A 17273-nucleotide genomic window follows, 5' to 3' on the forward strand; every position below is an offset into this window, starting at 1 on the left:
CGCACCCAACACCGCCGCCGCTAACGACGACATGCAGAATCCGCCCCACGAGGCACCCGCTCTTACCGCTCACGAATCCCACCCCGGCTGGCGTGCGTATCTGAATACGCACATGCTGATCTGCGTGTTCCTCGGCTTTACCTCCGGGCTGCCGCTCTTCACACTCGTCTATCTGGTGCAGGCGTGGCTGCGCTCGGAGGGCGTCAATCTCAAGGAGATCGGCCTCTTCGCGCTGATCCAGTTCCCCTACACCTGGAAGTTCGTCTGGGCGCCGCTCATGGACCGCTACGTGCCGCGCCTGCCCGGCTGGCGCCCGGGGCGGCGGCGCGGCTGGATGCTCGTCACGCAGATTCTCGTGGCGCTCGCCATCGGCACGCTAGGCTACGTTTCGCCGAAAGATTCGATCTGGACCGTGGCCGCGCTCACCGCGCTGGTGGCGTTCTTCGGCGCGAGCCAGGACATCTCCATCGACGCCTACCGGCGCGAACTGCTGACCGATACGCAGCAGGGCCTCGGCAACGCCGTGCACGTGAATGCCTACAAGATCGCGGCGCTCGTGCCGGGCTCGCTCGCGCTGATCCTCTCCGACCACCTGCCGTGGAGCACCGTGTTCGTCGTGACGGCGGTGTTCATGATTCCCGGCATGATCATGACGCTCGTGGTGAAAGAGCCCGAAGTGCACGGCGCGCCGCCCAGGAATCTGCGCGAAGCGATCGTGCAGCCGTTCGCCGAATTCGTGCGCCGCGATGGTCTCGCCGCGGCACTGTTTGTGCTCGCCTTCATCTTCCTCTACAAACTCGGCGACACGATGGCGACCACCCTGTCCACATCGTTCTTCCTCGACATCGGCTATTCGCGCACCGAGATCGGCGTGATCGCCAAGATGACGGCGTTCGGCGCGAGCCTCGCGGGCGGCATTATCGGCGGCGTGGCGCTCGTGAAGATCGGCATTGGGCGCGGGCTGTGGATCTTCGGTTTCCTGCAAATGATTTCTACTCTGGGTTTCGCGTGGCTCGCGCAACTCGGCGCAGGGTCGCCCTCGCTCGCCGCCATCTACGATGCCGTGCTCGCCGTGAGCCACGCGGTTTCGTGGGCCGCGGGTCTCTTCGGCGCCACCGTGCAGTTCACGCTCGACCCGCGCGCCGTTGCGCTCGCGCTCGTGTACGGCTTCGAGACCTTTGCAACGGGGCTCACACTCGCCGCGTTCACTGCCTATATTGCAAGCACGACCGATCCGCGTTACACCGCCACGCAGTTCGCACTCTTCACGAGCCTCGCCTCCGTGCCGCGCACGCTGGCCTCCGCCGCAAGCGGCTACGTGGTCGCGAAGATCGGCTGGTTCGACTATTTCATCGTCTGCACGGTGCTCGCGGTACCGGGTATGCTCCTGCTCATTCGTATTGCCCCGTGGAGAATCCGGTCGTGAGCACGTATGAGACCGCCGCGCAAAGCCCGCGTGCGCCGCAGCGCAGCGGCGCACGCGCTCGCGCACTCGTGCTGGCGCTTGCCGCGGCCTTGCCGGGCCTTTCTGCATGGAATGCGTGGGGTGCCGAGAACCCGGCCGCCACGAGCGCCCCGGCGAGCGTGCCGGGCAACCCTGCCACGCCGCCAGCAGGCAGCGTCGCGAGCGGAAGCAATGTCGCTATCAACCCAACGAATAACGCGAACGGCGCAGCAAACAGCGGCGCGAACGCAAGCGCCTCGCCGGGCAACGTCGCGCCCGGTGCGCCGAACACGGGCCGCGTGGTGCGCTTCGGCAACGCCGCCGTGTACCGCAACCTGATTCCTTCGCCGATGCTCGAAGCGCAGGCCACGGCCGAGTTCAACGAGATCGTGCGCGGCGCGGCACATTCGAACCGCCTCTATGCCGAAAGCGATCCGCACGTGCAGCGCGTGCGGGCGTTCGTCGACCGGCTCGCGCCTTACTCATTGAAGTGGAGCGATCGCGTCAAGAACTGGAAGTGGGAAGTGGCGGTGATCCGCTCGAACGACATCCGCATGTATGCGCTGCCAGGCGGCAAGATCGTCGTGTACGGCGGCCTGCTCGACCGCGTGAAGCTCAACGACAACGAGTTCGGCATGCTGCTCGGCCACGAGATCGCGCATGCGGTGCGCGAGCACGTGCGCGAGCGCCTTGGCGAACAACAGGCCGCGCAGATCGAATCGGGCTCCGTGCCGCAGCTATTCGGGCTCGCGGATCTCGGCGTGTTTCCGCTCGGCATCGGCTCGCAGCTCGTGGAGATGCACTACGGCCGCGCCGACGAAACCGAAGCCGACGTGATCGGCAGCGATATCGCCTCGCGCGCAGGCTTCGATCCGCGCGCGGCGCTCACGCTGTGGGACAAGCTCGCGGTGGCGACGCGCGCCGACCGCGACCAGGGCTTCATCTACGTGCACCCGTACACGCCGGCGCGGCGCGCCGATATCGCCAAGCGCCTTGCCGACATGATGCCGCTCTACGCAAAGGCCATCGGCAAGCCGCTCGCCGAGTTGCCCGACTACGAGGGCATCCCGGCGGTGCAGAAGCGCAAGGTGGTATCGGCGCCCTGAAAGCGGTTTCACAGCGCGCCGCGGTGAGCGTCAGCTCTTGACCTTGTAGTCGTAGTCGATGGTCAGCGGTGCGTGGTCGCTGAACTTGATGTCCTTGAAGATCGACGTCTTTTTCGCCTTGTGCGCAATGCCGGGCGTCGCGATCTGATAGTCGATACGCCACCCCACGTTCTTCGCATACGCCTGGCCGCGATTGCTCCACCACGTGTATTGCTCGGGACGCGGGTCGAGCGTGCGGAACACGTCCACGTAGCCCACGTCGTCGAAGAGGCTCGTGAGCCATGCGCGCTCTTCGGGCAGGCAGCCGGAGTTCTTCTGGTTGCCCTTCCAGTTCTTGATGTCGATTTCCTTGTGGACGATGTTCACGTCGCCGCACAGGATCACTTCGCGCTCACGCTTGAGTTCCGCGAGATGCGGCATGAATTCGTCCATGAAGCGGTACTTCGCGGCCTGACGCTCGTCGCCGCTCGAGCCCGAAGGCACGTACACCGAAATCACCGAGAGCTTGCCGAAGCGCGTTTCCACATAGCGCCCTTCCGGGTCGAACTCCTCGCTGCCAAAGCCGATGATGACGTCGTCGGGCTCGTGGCGCGAATAGACGCCCGCGCCGCTATAGCCCTTCTTCACCGCATGCTGGAAGTAGCCGGTGAAGTCGTGCGGGGCGAGGAATTCGGGCGTCATGTCGTCCTGCGAGCACTTGATTTCCTGCACGCAGAGCACGTCGGCCTTCTGTTCGCCGAACCATTCGAAAAAGCCCTTCTTCGCCGCCGAGCGGATGCCGTTCAGATTCGCGGTGATCACACGCAACATGTCTTCTTTCCTCTTGATTGTGCGTTGCCTCACGCGGCGCGCCGAACCGGACCTGCGCTGCGCCCCGCGAGGGAATTGGGTCGGTCTCAGTCGATCTTGAGACCCTTGAGTTCGGCCTTGGCCGGCGGAAATTCGAGCTTCAGACTTTCCATCAGGCGCAGCAGCAGTTCGGCGACCATGACGTTGCGATGCGACTTCGAGTTCGCGGGAATCACGTACCACGGCGCGTATTCCGTGGAGGTGGCCGCGAGCGCGTCGTGGTACGCGGCCTGATAGGCGTCCCAATGCTTGCGCGCTTCGAGATCGGATACGTCGAATTTCCAGTGCTTGGTGGGGTCGTCGATGCGCGCCTGGATGCGGCTGCGCTGCTCGTCCTTCGAGATGTGCAGCATGCACTTGATGATCGACGTGCCGCTCTGCGCGAGCAGCGCCTCGAAATGGCGAATCTGCCGGTAGCGGCGCTCGCACTCGGCCGAGTCGATCTGGCCGATCACGCGCGGCACGAGCACGTCTTCGTAGTGGCTGCGGTTGAAGATCGCCAGTTCGCCCGCCGCGGGCACCTGCAGGTGCACGCGCCAGAGAAAGTCGCGCGCGGCCTCGATGGGCGTGGGCGCGCGAAACGGCACGATGCGCAGGCCGAGCGGATCGACCTCGTGAAACACGCCGCGGATCGTGCCGTCCTTGCCGCTCGTGTCCATGCCCTGCAGCACGAGCAGCACGCGCTGATGGCGCTGCGAATGCAGACGCTCCTGCAACACGTCGAGCTTGTTGCCAATCTCGGCGAGCCGGTTGCGGTCGCCGTCCTTGCTGCCGCTCGAGAACGGTTTCACGGCGGGGTCGAGCGCGCTGAGCGAGAACGTCTCCGGCTTCTTGTCGCTGAAGTACGGCACGCGGAAATCGTCGAGACTCGGGATATGGGACATGCGTTGTTCTCCTCTCTCTCGTGAATTTGACGGCGCCAGCGCCGTTGCCGGCCTAAAGCGGCAAGGCGGCGCCGCACTGCTACGCACGACGCCGCCTCGCAAGCATGCCCGAATCAGGCCGGCACTTCATCCAAACTCGCCCAGACTCAGCCCAGCTTCTTCTTCAGCAGCTCGTTGACCTGCTGCGGGTTCGCCTTGCCCTTGGTGGCCTTCATGGCCTGGCCGATCAGCGCGTTGAACGCCTTTTCCTTGCCGGCGCGGAATTCTTCCACCGACTTCGGGTTCGCGGCGAGCACCTCGTCGATGATCGCTTCGAGCGCGCCGGTGTCCGAGATCTGCTTGAGGCCCTTCGCTTCGATGATGCGGTCGGCAGCGTCGACGTCCGCGGCCTTCTCGTCCCACATCGCCTGGAACACTTCCTTGGCGATCTTGTTCGAGATCGTGCCGTCGGCGATGCGCGCGAGCAGCACGGCGAACTGCGCGGCCGATACCGGCGAAGCGGCGATGTCGAGGCCTTCGCGGTTGAGCTGCGACGAGACTTCGCCCATCAGCCAGTTGGCGGCGGCCTTGGCTTGCGCCGCGCCCGCCTTCGCCACGACCGCTTCGAAGTAAGCCGCCATCGCCTTGCTCGACGTGAGCACGTTCGCGTCATACGGCGTCACGCCATACTGCTCGATGAAGCGCGTTTGCATCGTCGCGGGCAGCTCGGGCAGCTCGCCCTTCACGCGCTCGACCCATGCGGCATCGATCACAAGCGGCATGAGGTCGGGGTCGGGGAAATAGCGATAATCGTGCGCGTCTTCCTTGCTGCGCATCGAACGCGTCTCGCGCTTGTCCGGATCGTAGAGGCGGGTTTCCTGCACCACCGTGCCGCCGTCTTCGATCAGCTCGATCTGGCGGCGCACTTCATACTGGATCGCCTCTTCGAGGAAGCGGAACGAGTTCAGGTTCTTGATCTCGGCGCGCGTGCCGAATTCCTTCTGGCCGACCGGACGCACAGAGACGTTCGCGTCGCAACGGAACGAGCCTTCCTGCATGTTGCCGTCGCAAATGCCGAGCCACACGACGAGCGTGTGCAGCGACTTCGCGTACGCAACCGCTTCGGCGGCGCTGCGCATTTCGGGTTCCGTGACGATTTCGAGCAGCGGCGTGCCGGCGCGGTTCAGGTCAATGCCCGTCATGCCCGCGAAGTCTTCGTGCAGCGACTTGCCCGCGTCTTCTTCGAGGTGCGCGCGCGTGAGGTTGACGGTCTTCTCGTACGCTTCCTTGCCGGCCTTTTCGTTGGCCGGAACCTGGATCGTGATACTCCCGCCCTGCACGACCGGAATCTCGTACTGGCTGATCTGATAGCCCTTCGGCAGGTCCGGGTAGAAGTAGTTCTTGCGCGCGAAGATGCTGCGCGGCGCGATCGTCGAGCCGATCGCGAGGCCGAACTGGATCGCGCGCTCAACGGCGCCGCGGTTCATCACCGGCAGCACGCCCGGCAGCGCGAGGTCGACGGGGCAGGCCTGCGTATTGGGCGCGGCGCCGAACTGCGTCGATGCGCCGGAGAAGATCTTCGACGCCGTCGACAATTGCGCGTGCGTTTCGAGACCGATAACAACTTCCCACTGTGTTGCCATGTTCATACCCCTGCCGGCGCCTTGCGATGCCAGTCGGTCGCGCGCTGGAAGGCGTCGGCGACCTGCAGCATGCGGGCCTCGTTGAAATAGTTGCCGACGATCTGCAGACCGACGGGTCGCTGCGCGTTCGCACCCGCGCCGAAGCCGCACGGCACGCTCATGCCGGGCAGGCCCGCGAGGCTCGTGGAAAGCGTGTAGATGTCCGCAAGATACATCTGCAGCGGATCGTCGCCCTTGGCGCCGAGGTCCCATGCCACGCTCGGGGCGACCGGCCCCATGATCACGTCGCACTGCCTGAACGCTTCCTGGAAGTCTTGCGCAATGATGCGGCGAATCTTCTGCGCCTGCAGGTAGTACGCGTCGTAGTAGCCGTGCGAAAGCACGTAGGTGCCCACCAGAATGCGGCGTTTCACCTCGGGGCCAAAGCCCTCGGCGCGCGACTTCTTGTACATGTCGAGCAGATCGCGGTATTCGGCCGCACGGTGGCCGAAGCGCACGCCGTCGAAGCGCGAGAGGTTCGACGAGGCTTCCGCCGGGGCGATCACGTAATACACGGGAATCGACAGCTCGGTTTTCGGCAGCGTGACTTCCACGAGCGTGGCGCCGAGCGACTCGTACGTCTTCAGCGCCGCGTCGATGGCGGCGCGCACGTCGTCGGCGAGGCCCGCGCCGAAGTATTCCTTCGGCAGCCCGATGCGCAGGCCCGCGAGCGGCTTGTCGGCGCTGGCGTCCTGGCTCCACGTCTGGCCGACGAAGCGCGTGTAGTCCTCGTGCTCGTGCGTGAGGCTGGTCGAGTCGCGCTCGTCGAAGCCGCCCATGGCGTTCAGGAGCAGCGCGCAATCGCTGGCGCTGTGCGCGAACGGGCCGCCCTGGTCGAGGGACGAGGCGAACGCGATCATGCCGTAGCGCGAGACGCGGCCATAGGTGGGCTTGATGCCCGTCACACCCGTGAACGACGCCGGCTGGCGAATCGAGCCGCCGGTGTCGGTGCCGGTCGCGGCGGGCGCGAGGCGCGCGGCGACGGCCGCGGCGGAACCGCCCGACGAGCCGCCCGGCACGGCCTTCGTGTCCCACGGGTTCTTCACGGCGCCGAAATGCGAGTTCTCGTTGGACGAGCCCATCGCGAATTCGTCCATGTTGGTCTTGCCGAGGCAGACCATGCCCGCGCGCTCGAGCCGCTCGACCACGGTCGCGTCGAACGGGCTCACGTAGTTTGCAAGCATCTTCGAGCCGGCGGTCGAGCGCCAGCCGCGCGTGACGAACACGTCCTTGTGCGCGAGCGGAATGCCCGCGAGCGGGCCCGCGTGGCCCGAGTGCAGGAGCGCGTCGGCGGCCTTCGCCTGGGCGAGCGTCAATTCGGGATTGACGTCGACGAAAGCGTTCAGGTCTTGATGCGCATCAATCCGGCCCAAAAAGTGCTGGGCCAGCTCGACGGCGGAGCACTCCTTCGCAGCCAGTGCGGCGCGCAGTTCGGTCAAGCTTTTGTCATGCATTGCGTGATTCCTGGAAGAACGTCACGGCGTGGTCGAAATCAGATCGTTGCGCCGTCCGAAAGCGGCTCGAACGACGTTGGCAAACGTGTCGGCCACTGCTCGGAAAACCCCGGAAAACTCGGGAGTCCGTGCCTTTTCGAACGGTTCCGACGACTCGAAAGGATTCGAAAAGGGCGAAAAAATCCTGCGTGTTTACTCAATCACGCGCGGTACGAGGTAAAGTCCGTCCTGCACCGCGGGCGCGGGACGCTGCAGCGCTTCACGGTCCACGATTTCGGTCACGGCGTCCTCGCGCAGACGCAGCGCGACGTCCTCGATCTGCTCGATCGGGTGGGCGAGCGGGGCAATGCCGGTCGTGTCCACGGCCTGCATCTGCTCGACGAGGCCGAAGAAGTCGTTCAGGCGTTCGAGCGTATTGCCGGCTTCGGCGTCGGCCAGTTCGAGGCGCGCAAGATGCGCGATGCGCTTCACATCGTTCAGGGTCAGGGCCATGCGGTCACCGGAAAAAAGGGGCTGCGGCAGTGCGGAAATTCGGTGCTGCAACAGCGGTTTATCGCGCCGGATCCGGCTCTGGAGGAAAGCTTCGATGAGGTCAAAAACTGCCTTCCGGATCCTGCAAAACAGGCAAAATTATAAGGTATCATTACGCGTTCGACCCAAACCCGGACCGCCTTGCATCCGCCTTTCAGTTCTGACCGCAGCACAATGCGGCCAGACAAGATCAAACGGGCGGCGCAGCCAGGCTGCCTCCGGTAACCATCCCCGCAGTCTCAGGCCCCTCGTGGCGCCCCTTGCGACGCCCTCCGCCGTGATTTCGGAGTGCTCTCGTGACGGAGCATGTCGCCCTGAGGCTGTTAATTTTTCCGCTGCCGCCCTCGCCCACGAAGCTGGAAGGACGGCCACAAGCGAGACAGGATTTTTGAATGTTCGGTTTTCTGCGTAGCTACTTCTCCAACGATCTGGCGATCGACCTCGGCACCGCCAACACCCTGATTTACATGCGCGGCAAGGGCATCGTCCTCGACGAACCCTCGGTCGTCTCCATTCGCCAGGAAGGCGGCCCGAACGGCAAGAAGACGATTCAGGCAGTCGGCAAGGAAGCCAAGCAGATGCTCGGCAAGGTCCCGGGCAACATCGAAGCGATCCGCCCGATGAAGGACGGCGTGATCGCCGACTTCACCGTCACCGAGCAGATGATCAAGCAGTTCATCAAGACGGCGCACGAGTCGCGCATGTTCTCGCCGTCGCCGCGCATCATCATCTGCGTGCCGTGCGGTTCGACCCAGGTCGAGCGCCGCGCGATCAAGGAAGCCGCGCACGGCGCGGGCGCCTCGCAGGTCTACCTCATCGAAGAACCGATGGCCGCCGCGATCGGCGCGGGCCTGCCGGTTTCGGAAGCCACGGGCTCGATGGTCGTCGACATCGGCGGCGGCACGACCGAAGTGGGCGTGATCTCGCTCGGCGGCATCGTCTACAAGGGCTCGGTGCGCGTGGGCGGCGACAAGTTCGACGAAGCGATCGTCAACTACATCCGCCGCAATTACGGCATGCTGATCGGCGAACAAACCGCCGAAGCCATCAAGAAGGAAATCGGCTCGGCCTTCCCGGGTTCCGAAGTCAAGGAAATGGAAGTGAAGGGCCGCAACCTGTCGGAAGGCATTCCGCGCAGCTTCACCATTTCGAGCAACGAAATTCTCGAAGCGCTCACCGACCCGCTGAACCAGATCGTCTCGTCGGTGAAGATCGCGCTCGAACAAACGCCGCCGGAACTGGGCGCCGACATCGCCGAGCGCGGCATGATGCTCACGGGCGGCGGCGCGCTGCTGCGCGACCTGGACCGCCTGCTCGCCGAAGAAACCGGTCTGCCGGTGCTCGTGGCCGAAGATCCGCTCACCTGCGTGGTGCGCGGCTCGGGCATGGCGCTCGAGCGCATGGACAAGCTTGGCAGCATCTTCTCTTACGAGTAAGCGCGCCGCGCACCGCTGCGCTCGCCCGCGGCGCGGTTTCGGCGTCGCCGCGCCACTGATGGCGTGGCGGCACGCGCGCCGCCACGGCGCCCGCAACGGGGCGTCCTTCGGGGCGCCGAAGTTTCACGCTTCGTTGTGCCCTCCGTTACACCCTCTGTTTCACCGAACCGCACACGCCCCCGGCGCCGACCATGGAATACAGTCCGCCGCCCCTCTTTAGACAGGGCCCATCGGCACTCGCACGGCTGATTTTCTTCGTCGTGCTGTCGCTCGCGCTCCTCGTCTCCGACGCGCGTTTCAAGACGCTCGAAATCGTGCGTGGCGTGCTCGGCGCGGGCCTCTACCCGCTGCAACGCGCGGCCCTCGTGCCGCGTGACTTCTTTATGGGCGCCGCCGATCTGGCCGTGACGAGTTCCACGCTGCGCACCGAAAACACGCAGCTGCACGCGCGCAATCTCCAGCTTTCGCAGCAGGCCAACGCGGCCGCTTCGCTCGCCGCCGAAAATGCGCACCTGCGCGCGCTTCTGCAGCTCTCGCAGCGCATCGGCGCGCAAACCACGCCAGCGAACATCCAGTACGACACGCGCGACCCGTTCACGCAGAAGGTCGTGATCGGCGGCGGCTCGCAGCAGGGTATCCAGAACGGTTCGCCGGTATTGAGCGAGGACGGCGTGATCGGCCAGATCACGCGCGTGTTCCCCATGCAGTCCGAAGTCACGCTCGTCACCGACAAGGACCAGGCCGTGCCGGTCGAAGTCGTGCGCACGGGTCTGCGCAGCGTGATCTACGGCACGGCGAAGGGCGACCTGCTCGATCTGCGCTTCGTGCCGATCAGCGCCGATCTGCAAGTCGGCGACGAACTCGTGACGAGCGGACTCGACGGCATCTATCCGCAGGGGCTGCCGGTCGCGAAGGTGTTGCGCGTGGACAAGCAGGCCGACACCGCATTCGCACGCGTGGTCTGCCTGCCGCTCGCCGCCGTGCGCGGGGCGCGCCAGGTGCTCGTGCTGCACTACGTCCCGCAGGTGCCGCCCAACCCGATCGCCGCCGAAGAAGCCGCAGCGGCCGCCGAGGCGAAGGACGCGAAGAAGAAGCCCGCCAAGGGCGCGGACAAGAAGAGCGACAAGAAGGCCGATGACGCGAAGGCGAAACCCGCCGCCGCCGCATCGGGCGCAGCGCCGGCCCCGGCGCAGCAGGCGAAGCCGGCAGCGAACGCAGCCGCAGCCGACACCAGGCCGGCGGAGAAAAAGCAGCCCGAGAGAAGGCCCAGGGAGAGCCTGCGGGAAGAGGCAGCGAAGGCCGTCGAGAAAGGGGGCCATTGATGCCGCGTCCGCAATACATCCTCCAGCCGGTCAATCCGTACTTCATCGTTTTCAGCCTCGCGGCGGCGTTCCTGCTGAACCTGCTGCCCTGGGGCAAGCTACCCGGCGTGCCCGACTTCGTCGCGCTCGTGCTGCTGTTCTGGAACATTCACCAGCCGCGCAAGGTCGGCATGGGCGTCGCGTTCCTCCTCGGGCTCCTGATGGACGTCCACAACGCGAACCTGCTCGGCGAGCACGCGCTCGCGTACACGCTGCTTTCGTATGGCGCGATCACCATTCACCGCCGCGTGCTGTGGATGTCGATCGGCCTGCAAATGTTCGCCGTCACGCCCATGCTGGTCGGCGCGCAGGTCGTGCCGTTCGTGATCCGCCTGCTGATGGGCGCGTCGTTTCCTGGCTGGGGTTACCTCATCAGCGGCTTCGTCGAGGCCATCCTCTGGCCGATCGCGAGCGTGTTGCTGCTCCTGCCGCAGCGCCGCCCCGTCGATCCCGACGACACCCGGCCCATTTGAGCGGCGCGCCGCCCGCCGCTGGAAGACTCGCTTGACTACCTCTTACGCACCCCGGCCCGCCGTTCCTCGCGATTGGAACCGCGGAGCCTGGGTCTGACAGCATGACCGAATTCAAGGACACCCAGCAGCAGCTCACGAAGTTCCGCCTGCGCGTCGCGGCGGCGGGGCTGTTCGTGTTCGTCTGCTTCGGGCTGATCGCGTTCCGTTTCCTCTATCTGCAGGTCTGGAACCACAGCAAGTACTCGCTGCAGGCGGACGAAAACCGCATTTCCGTCGCGCCGATCGTGCCGAACCGCGGCATCATCACCGACCGCAACGGCGTCGTGCTCGCGAAGAACTACTCGGCGTACACGCTCGAAATCACGCCCTCGAAGCTCACCGATACGCTCGACGACACGATCGACCAGCTCTCGACCGTGATTCCAATCGATGCGCGCGACCGCCGCCGCTTCAAGAAGCTGCTCGAAGACTCGAAGAACTTCGAGAGCCTGCCGATCCGCACGCGCCTGACCGACGACGAAGTCGCGCGCTTCACCGCCCAGCGCTTCCGCTTCCCCGGCGTGGAAGTGCGCGCGCGCCTGTTCCGTCAGTATCCGCTCGGGCCCACAGCCGCGCACGTGATCGGCTATATCGGCCGGATTTCGCAGCGCGACCAGGAGCGCATCGACGATCTCTCCGACAAGAACGACAGCGACCCCGAGCACTACGATCCGCGTCTTGACGCGAACAACTACAACGGCACCGACTACATCGGCAAGATCGGCGTCGAGCAAAGTTACGAAACCGAACTGCACGGCCTGACCGGCTTCGAGGAAGTGGAAGTGACGGCGGGCGGCCGCCCCGTGCGCACGCTCTCGCGCACCCAGGCTACGCCCGGCAACAACCTCGTGCTGTCGATCGACATTGGCCTGCAACAGGTGGCCGAGCAGGCATTCGCGGGCAAGCGCGGCGCGCTCGTCGCGATCGAGCCTTCCACGGGCGACGTTCTTGCGTTCGTCTCGGCGCCGAGCTTCGACCCGAACTCGTTCGTGGATGGCATCGACCAGCAGACCTGGGACGAGCTCAACAACTCGCCCGATCACCCGCTCCTGAACCGTCCGCTGCACGGCACCTACCCGCCGGGCTCGACCTACAAGCCGTTCATGGCGCTCGCCGCGCTCACGCTGCACAAGCGCACGCCGCAGTGGGGCTTCTCGGACCCCGGCTACTATATGTTCGGCGGCCATCGCTTCAACAACGACGTGCGCTCGGGCCAGGGCTGGGTCGACATGAACCGCGCGATCATGGTGTCGAACGACACCTACTTCTTCATGCTCGCGCACGACCTGGGCGTGGACAACATCGCGAACTTCATGAAGCCGCTCGGCTTCGGCCAGCTCACCGGCATCGACATCGCGGGCGAGGCGCGCGGCATCCTGCCCTCCACCGAATGGAAGCGCAAGGCGTACCGCAAGCCCGAGCAGCAGCGTTGGTACGAGGGCGAGACGGTCAGCCTGGGTATTGGCCAGGGCTACAACTCGTTCACGATCCTGCAGCTCGCGCACGCCACGGCCACGCTCGCCGACAATGGCATCCTGATGAAGCCCCACCTCGTGAAGGAGATCGAGAATCCGATCACGAAGCAGGAGCGCCTCACGGTGCCGAGCGAAAGCGGGCGCCTGAACGTGAGCCAGGCCGATATCGACGTGGTGAAGCGCGGCATGGAAAACGTGACGATGAATCCCTCGGGCACGGCCTACCAGGTGTTCCGCAACGCGCCGTACACCTCGGCGGGCAAGACCGGCACGGCGCAGGTGTTCTCGCTGCAGGGCGGCAAGTACAAGGCGCATGCGCTCGCCGAAAATCTGCGCGACCACGCGCTCTTCATCGCGTTCGCGCCGGCCGAGAAGCCGCAGATTGCCGTCGCGCTGATCGTCGAAAACGGCGGCTGGGGCGCGCAGGCCGCAGGCCCGATCGCCCGCCGCGTGCTTGATTACTACCTCGTCGATCGCTTGAAGCCGGGCGTCGAGCAGGCGGCCGTGAGCGCGGCGGCTTCGGCCACGGAGGACGCGTCCGCGCCCGTGATCGGCGCGCCGCCCGAGGCGGCGTCGGGCGCTGCCTCGGGCACGCCCGCCACACCCACCACACCCGCCGTACAGCCTGTGAGGGTCGCCGCCGGCTTCACGCCGCTGCCGATTCCCGGCGCGGCATCTGCAGCCGCGGCGGCTTCGGCTGCGGCTGCGGCGGCGGCTTCGCAAGCCTCGGGCGCGGCCGCTGCTGGTCCGGCTTCGGCCGCTGCTGCGGCTCCGGCCTCCGGCGCGGCGGCGCGGCCCACGCCCGCAAGCAGCGCAGCCGGCAAGGCTCGCAAGCCCCGCCAGAACGTTAGCCCCGATGCGCCCGCTGCAACCGACGCCGTGAACGGCGGCACCGCTGGAGCGGGCGGCACGCCCGACACGGGCGCCGCCCGCCCTGCGCCCGCTTCTGTGCCCCGCCACTTCGGCCCTGGCCCCCATCGCCCGCGCCGCCCCGCCAGCGCGAGCGACGCGGCCACGCTCGCACCGCCGCCCAAGCCCGCAACGGGCGGCATCGACGAGTAAGGAGTCACCATGCCTTTCCTTCAGTTCGACAAGATCGACAAGCGCGCCGTGCTCGACACGCTGCGCAAGATGTTCCTCGGCTTCGACCGCCCGCTCGCGCTCACCGTGTTCCTGCTGCTGTGCGTGGGCATCGTCACGCTGTACAGCGCGAGCCTCGACGTGCCGGGCCGCGTAGAAGACCAGCTGCGCAACATCATGCTCACCTTCGTGCTGATGTGGGCGCTGGCCAATGTGCCGCCCAACACGCTCATGCGCTTCGCGGTGCCGATGTATACCTTCGGCATCGCGCTGCTCGTTGCCGTGGCGCTATTCGGCCTCACGCGCAAGGGCGCAAAGCGCTGGATCAACGTGGGCGTCGTGATTCAGCCCTCGGAAATCCTCAAGATCGCCACGCCGCTCATGCTCGCCTGGTACTACCAGCGCCGCGAAGGCGTGATGCGCTGGTACGACTTCGTCGTCGGCTTCGTGATCCTGCTCGTGCCGGTGGGACTCATCGCCAAGCAGCCGGACCTCGGCACCGCCGTGCTCGTGTTCGCGTCGGGCCTCTTCGTCATCTATTTCGCGGGGCTCTCGTTCAAGCTGATCGTGCCGGTGCTGATCGCGGGCGTGATCGCCGTGGCCTCGATCGCGGCGTTCCAGGACAAGATCTGCCAGCCGCAGGTGAACTGGCCGCTCATGCACGACTACCAGAAGCACCGCATCTGCACGCTGCTCGACCCGACCTCCGATCCGCTCGGCAAGGGCTTCCACACCATCCAGGCCGTGATCGCGATCGGCTCAGGCGGCCCGCTCGGCAAGGGCTGGTTGAAGGGCACACAGTCGCACCTGGAGTTCATCCCCGAAAAGCACACCGACTTCATCTTCGCGGTGTTCTCCGAAGAGTTCGGCCTGGCGGGCGGCCTCGTGCTGCTCACGCTCTACATGTGTCTGATTGCGCGCGGGCTCTATATCGCCGCGAACGGCGCGACGCTGTTCGGGCGATTACTGGCCGGTTCGCTCACGATGGCGTTCTTTACCTATGCGTTCGTCAACATCGGCATGGTGAGCGGCATCCTGCCCGTGGTGGGCGTGCCGCTGCCGTTCATGAGTTATGGCGGCACGGCGCTCACCACGCTCGGCGTGGCGATCGGACTCATCATGAGCGTGGGACGCCAGAAGCGGTTGATGCAGAGTTGAGGGCACGGCGGGCGGCCATGCCCGCTCGATCGCAGCAGCAAAAAAAACGCGCCGGCATTGTCCGGCGCGTTTTCGTTTCGGCGTTCGCTTTCTGGCGCTTACTGCGTGGGCGCCGACTTCATTAGCTGTGCGCTCAACTGCTGGTACTTCAGGCGCGCCACGGGATCGCCCTGGGCCGCCGCCGCGGCATAGTACGCACGCGCGACGTTGAGGTTCTTCGGCACACCGTCGCCGCCGCGCTCATAGAACGAGCCGGTTACGTATTGCGCCGTCATGTCGCCGCCCTCCGCGGCCTTCTTGTACCAGTAAAACGCCTGCTTGTTGTCGCGCGTGGTGCCGCGACCGTCCAGGTACTGGTTCGCGAGCGCAAGCTCCGCCTGCACATGGCCCTGCTTGGCCGCCTTGAGAAACCACTGGTGCGCCTGCACCGGATCGCGCTCGACGAAGTCGCCGTCGTCGTACATCTTGCCGTACACGTACTGCGCGTGCGACATGTTCGCGTCCGCCGCCTTGCGCAGCCACTTGCGACCCTCGCCCACGTCGGCGGCTCCGCCTTCGCCGTTCACGAGCATCATCGCGTAATTGAATTCCGCCAGCCGGTTGCCGCGCTCGGCCGCCGCCTGGAACTCGGTGCGCGCCGCGCTGAGGTTGCCCGCGTTGTAGTCGGCAACCGCGTTGGCCGTTTGCGGATCGGCTTCCGCGCCCGCGGTGGCGCTAGCGGCGTCGGCGGCTGCCGCCACTCCGCTCACGCCGAGCGCCGCGGCCGCGAAACAGCCGATGGCGAGCGCGCGCGCGGTCCGCTCAAAAAGCCGCTCGAAATGCCACCCCAAAAGCGCTTTCAGACGCTTCATGATCTCGCCTCCTGGAGCGCCTGGCGTGTCGCGCGCACGAGCCACATCACGTCGGCGGCCAGGGCGATGAAGCTGAAGCCCATCTCGCGATACTGCCTGGCGGCGGCCGCATCCATTGCGAAGATGCCCGCTGCGACGCCCGCCTCGCGCGCGGCCGCGACGATGCGCTGCACGGCGGCAACCACGTCCGGATGCTTCGAGTCGCCGAGATGGCCGAGGCTCGCCGCCAGATCGGCGGGACCCACGAACAGGCAGTCGACGCCCGGCACCTGCGCGATCTGCTCGACTTCGGCCAGCGCCGCCGCCGACTCGATCTGCACGATCGTCGCGATCTGCGCGTTCGCGCCCTGAAGATAATCGCGACGCATGCCATAGGCCGCCGCGCGTACCGCGCCCGCCACGCCGCGCTGGCCGCCGGGCGTGCGCGCATCGGGGTACTGCGTGAGGCTCACGGCGCGCGCCGCTTCTTCAGCCGAGGCCACGTTGGGGAACATCACCGTGCGCGCGCCCGCGTCGAGCACGTGCTTCACGAGCCACGGCTCGCTGTCGGGCAGACGCACCACGGGCTCGGTGGGCAGATGCGCGGCGGCGATGGCGCGCAGTTGCGCGATGGTGTCGGCGCTGTCGTTGGGGGTGTGCTCCATGTCGATCAGCAGCCAGTCGAAGCCGGCGTGCGCGAGCGCCTCGGCGGCGGTCTCGCTGCCCATCGACAGCCATAGGCCGAATAGCGGGTCCGCCTCCTTGAGGCGTTCCTTGAGGGGATTGGTGAAGGTGCTCATCGCCGTGCTCCCGGCGAGACTGCGGGGCGCACGCGCCAGGTGCGGGCGGTGTCGCCCGGCAGCGCGGCAGCCGGCAGGTCTCGCTCCGTTATGTGTTTGTCGGGCCGCGCGCGGGGATGCGCAGGCCTTGCGGCAATGATCATACCGCGACAAAAACCTGGCGGTCGGCACGGAAAACCCGCCTTGCGCGGGCCGCCGGAGCGAGGGTGAGGCGGGGCCCTGCGCGCGTCAGTCGCGCGTGACTTCGGCCCAGCAGTTCGGCGTCTCGTACAGGCGCAGCTTGTGCAGGCGCAGATTCACGCCATAGTGCGCGTCGTACACGTTCGCGAGAATGTCGAACGCGATGGCGGCGAGGTTTTCCACGGTCGGAATGCGGTCGATCACGACCGTCTTGTGGCCCGGCAGCGTTTCGAGAAAGCCGCGCACCTGCGTATCGCCCGCGAAGACGAGGAACGCGTGATCCCACAGATCGACGAGATGCTGGTTCGCGAGCGACTTCACATCGGCGAAGTCCATCACCATGCCGCGGTCGGGCGCGCCCTCGGTTTCGACGAGGTCGCCTTCCAGCGTGATTTCGAGCACGTAGCGATGGCCGTGCAGATTGCGGCACTGGCTGCGGTGGTCGGGGATGCGGTGGCCCGCGTCGAATTCGAGTTTTCGGGTGATCGTCAGCACGGCGCTTCTTCAGGTAA

The 17273-nt window shown here is 66.1% G+C and carries 15 protein-coding genes; 7 read left to right on the plus strand and 8 right to left on the minus strand.

Annotation, left to right across the window (positions count from 1 at the left end; genetic code table 11):
- The first annotated feature begins 31 nt into the window (after positions 1 to 31).
- Complete coding sequence (locus A3CW_RS0108650; RefSeq protein ID WP_028203200.1) at positions 32 to 1426, plus strand: AmpG family muropeptide MFS transporter; 1395 nt, start codon at positions 32 to 34, stop codon at positions 1424 to 1426.
- On the plus strand, positions 1423 to 2550 hold the full coding sequence (locus A3CW_RS0108655) for a M48 family metallopeptidase (RefSeq protein ID WP_245623569.1): 1128 nt from the start codon (positions 1423 to 1425) through the stop codon (positions 2548 to 2550). The genes A3CW_RS0108650 and A3CW_RS0108655 overlap by 4 nt, the downstream gene beginning before the upstream one ends.
- 30 nt (positions 2551 to 2580) lie before the next feature.
- Here A3CW_RS0108655 and A3CW_RS0108660 read toward each other — a convergent pair whose 3' ends face one another.
- From A3CW_RS0108660 to gatC, 5 genes are all read right to left on the minus strand, one after another.
- Positions 2581 to 3360 carry an exodeoxyribonuclease III gene (locus A3CW_RS0108660; protein WP_028203202.1) on the minus strand — a complete coding sequence of 260 codons (780 nt, stop codon included), beginning with the start codon at positions 3358 to 3360 and terminating at the stop codon, positions 2581 to 2583.
- An 86-nt stretch (positions 3361 to 3446) separates the two neighbouring features.
- Positions 3447 to 4283, minus strand: coding sequence for a PPK2 family polyphosphate kinase (locus A3CW_RS0108665; RefSeq protein ID WP_028203203.1), 837 nt, complete (start codon positions 4281 to 4283; stop codon positions 3447 to 3449).
- 146 nt (positions 4284 to 4429) lie between these two features.
- Positions 4430 to 5905 carry an Asp-tRNA(Asn)/Glu-tRNA(Gln) amidotransferase subunit GatB gene (gatB, locus tag A3CW_RS0108670; RefSeq protein ID WP_028203204.1) on the minus strand — a complete coding sequence of 492 codons (1476 nt, stop codon included), beginning with the start codon at positions 5903 to 5905 and terminating at the stop codon, positions 4430 to 4432.
- A gap of 2 nt (positions 5906 to 5907) precedes the next feature.
- Positions 5908 to 7398 (minus strand): Asp-tRNA(Asn)/Glu-tRNA(Gln) amidotransferase subunit GatA, encoded by a 1491-nt coding sequence (gene gatA / locus A3CW_RS0108675; protein ID WP_028203205.1) that lies wholly within the window; start codon positions 7396 to 7398, stop codon positions 5908 to 5910.
- Between the two features lie 192 nt (positions 7399 to 7590).
- Entirely contained in the window at positions 7591 to 7890 is a 300-nt protein-coding gene (gene gatC, locus A3CW_RS0108680; RefSeq protein WP_028203206.1) for an Asp-tRNA(Asn)/Glu-tRNA(Gln) amidotransferase subunit GatC, read from the minus strand.
- A gap of 431 nt (positions 7891 to 8321) precedes the next feature.
- Here gatC and A3CW_RS0108685 point away from each other — a divergent pair, with 431 nt between their 5' ends.
- The 5 genes from A3CW_RS0108685 to rodA all read left to right on the plus strand — a co-directional run bounded on the left by A3CW_RS0108685 (position 8322) and on the right by rodA (position 14951).
- Positions 8322 to 9365: a rod shape-determining protein gene (locus tag A3CW_RS0108685; protein ID WP_004189550.1), complete on the plus strand. Its 1044-nt coding sequence runs from the start codon at positions 8322 to 8324 to the stop codon at positions 9363 to 9365.
- A 191-nt stretch (positions 9366 to 9556) separates the two neighbouring features.
- A complete protein-coding gene (mreC, locus tag A3CW_RS0108690; RefSeq protein WP_028203207.1) occupies positions 9557 to 10687 on the plus strand; it encodes a rod shape-determining protein MreC in 1131 nt (376 codons plus the stop codon).
- Positions 10687 to 11199, plus strand: coding sequence for a rod shape-determining protein MreD (mreD, locus tag A3CW_RS0108695; protein WP_028203208.1), 513 nt, complete (start codon positions 10687 to 10689; stop codon positions 11197 to 11199). Before mreC ends, mreD begins: the two co-directional genes overlap by 1 nt.
- A gap of 101 nt (positions 11200 to 11300) precedes the next feature.
- Complete coding sequence (mrdA, locus tag A3CW_RS0108700) at positions 11301 to 13775, plus strand: penicillin-binding protein 2 (RefSeq protein WP_028203209.1); 2475 nt, start codon at positions 11301 to 11303, stop codon at positions 13773 to 13775.
- A gap of 9 nt (positions 13776 to 13784) precedes the next feature.
- A complete protein-coding gene (gene rodA / locus A3CW_RS0108705) occupies positions 13785 to 14951 on the plus strand; it encodes a rod shape-determining protein RodA (RefSeq protein WP_035512622.1) in 1167 nt (388 codons plus the stop codon).
- Between the two features lie 98 nt (positions 14952 to 15049).
- On the opposite strand, the gene A3CW_RS0108710 is transcribed toward rodA, so the two are convergent.
- From A3CW_RS0108710 to queD, 3 genes are all read right to left on the minus strand, one after another.
- Entirely contained in the window at positions 15050 to 15802 is a 753-nt protein-coding gene (locus tag A3CW_RS0108710) for a tetratricopeptide repeat protein (protein ID WP_081771570.1), read from the minus strand.
- Complete coding sequence (locus tag A3CW_RS0108715) at positions 15799 to 16581, minus strand: HpcH/HpaI aldolase family protein (RefSeq protein ID WP_028203212.1); 783 nt, start codon at positions 16579 to 16581, stop codon at positions 15799 to 15801. Before A3CW_RS0108715 ends, A3CW_RS0108710 begins: the two co-directional genes overlap by 4 nt.
- 228 nt (positions 16582 to 16809) lie before the next feature.
- Positions 16810 to 17253, minus strand: coding sequence for a 6-carboxytetrahydropterin synthase QueD (gene queD, locus A3CW_RS0108720; RefSeq protein ID WP_028203213.1), 444 nt, complete (start codon positions 17251 to 17253; stop codon positions 16810 to 16812).
- Between the last annotated feature and the right edge of the window lie 20 nt (positions 17254 to 17273).

Source organism: Paraburkholderia nodosa DSM 21604 (genome assembly GCF_000519185.1).
Taxonomy (GTDB): domain Bacteria; phylum Pseudomonadota; class Gammaproteobacteria; order Burkholderiales; family Burkholderiaceae; genus Paraburkholderia; species Paraburkholderia nodosa.

Bases quoted from the DNA above. Each gene is read 5' to 3' on its own strand.
- A3CW_RS0108665 (WP_028203203.1), bottom strand. From the start codon at position 4,283: ATGTCCCATATCCCGAGTCTCGACGATTTCCGCGTGCCGTACTTCAGC.
- A3CW_RS0108715 (WP_028203212.1), bottom strand. From the start codon at position 16,581: ATGAGCACCTTCACCAATCCCCTCAAGGAACGCCTCAAGGAGGCGGAC.
- A3CW_RS0108710 (WP_081771570.1), bottom strand. From the start codon at position 15,802: ATGAAGCGTCTGAAAGCGCTTTTGGGGTGGCATTTCGAGCGGCTTTTT.
- A3CW_RS0108660 (WP_028203202.1), bottom strand. From the start codon at position 3,360: ATGTTGCGTGTGATCACCGCGAATCTGAACGGCATCCGCTCGGCGGCG.
- rodA (WP_035512622.1), top strand. From the start codon at position 13,785: ATGCCTTTCCTTCAGTTCGACAAGATCGACAAGCGCGCCGTGCTCGAC.
- gatC (WP_028203206.1), bottom strand. From the start codon at position 7,890: ATGGCCCTGACCCTGAACGATGTGAAGCGCATCGCGCATCTTGCGCGC.
- A3CW_RS0108685 (WP_004189550.1), top strand. From the start codon at position 8,322: ATGTTCGGTTTTCTGCGTAGCTACTTCTCCAACGATCTGGCGATCGAC.
- gatB (WP_028203204.1), bottom strand. From the start codon at position 5,905: ATGGCAACACAGTGGGAAGTTGTTATCGGTCTCGAAACGCACGCGCAA.
- mreC (WP_028203207.1), top strand. From the start codon at position 9,557: ATGGAATACAGTCCGCCGCCCCTCTTTAGACAGGGCCCATCGGCACTC.
- mreD (WP_028203208.1), top strand. From the start codon at position 10,687: ATGCCGCGTCCGCAATACATCCTCCAGCCGGTCAATCCGTACTTCATC.
- mrdA (WP_028203209.1), top strand. From the start codon at position 11,301: ATGACCGAATTCAAGGACACCCAGCAGCAGCTCACGAAGTTCCGCCTG.
- A3CW_RS0108650 (WP_028203200.1), top strand. From the start codon at position 32: ATGCAGAATCCGCCCCACGAGGCACCCGCTCTTACCGCTCACGAATCC.
- gatA (WP_028203205.1), bottom strand. From the start codon at position 7,398: ATGCATGACAAAAGCTTGACCGAACTGCGCGCCGCACTGGCTGCGAAG.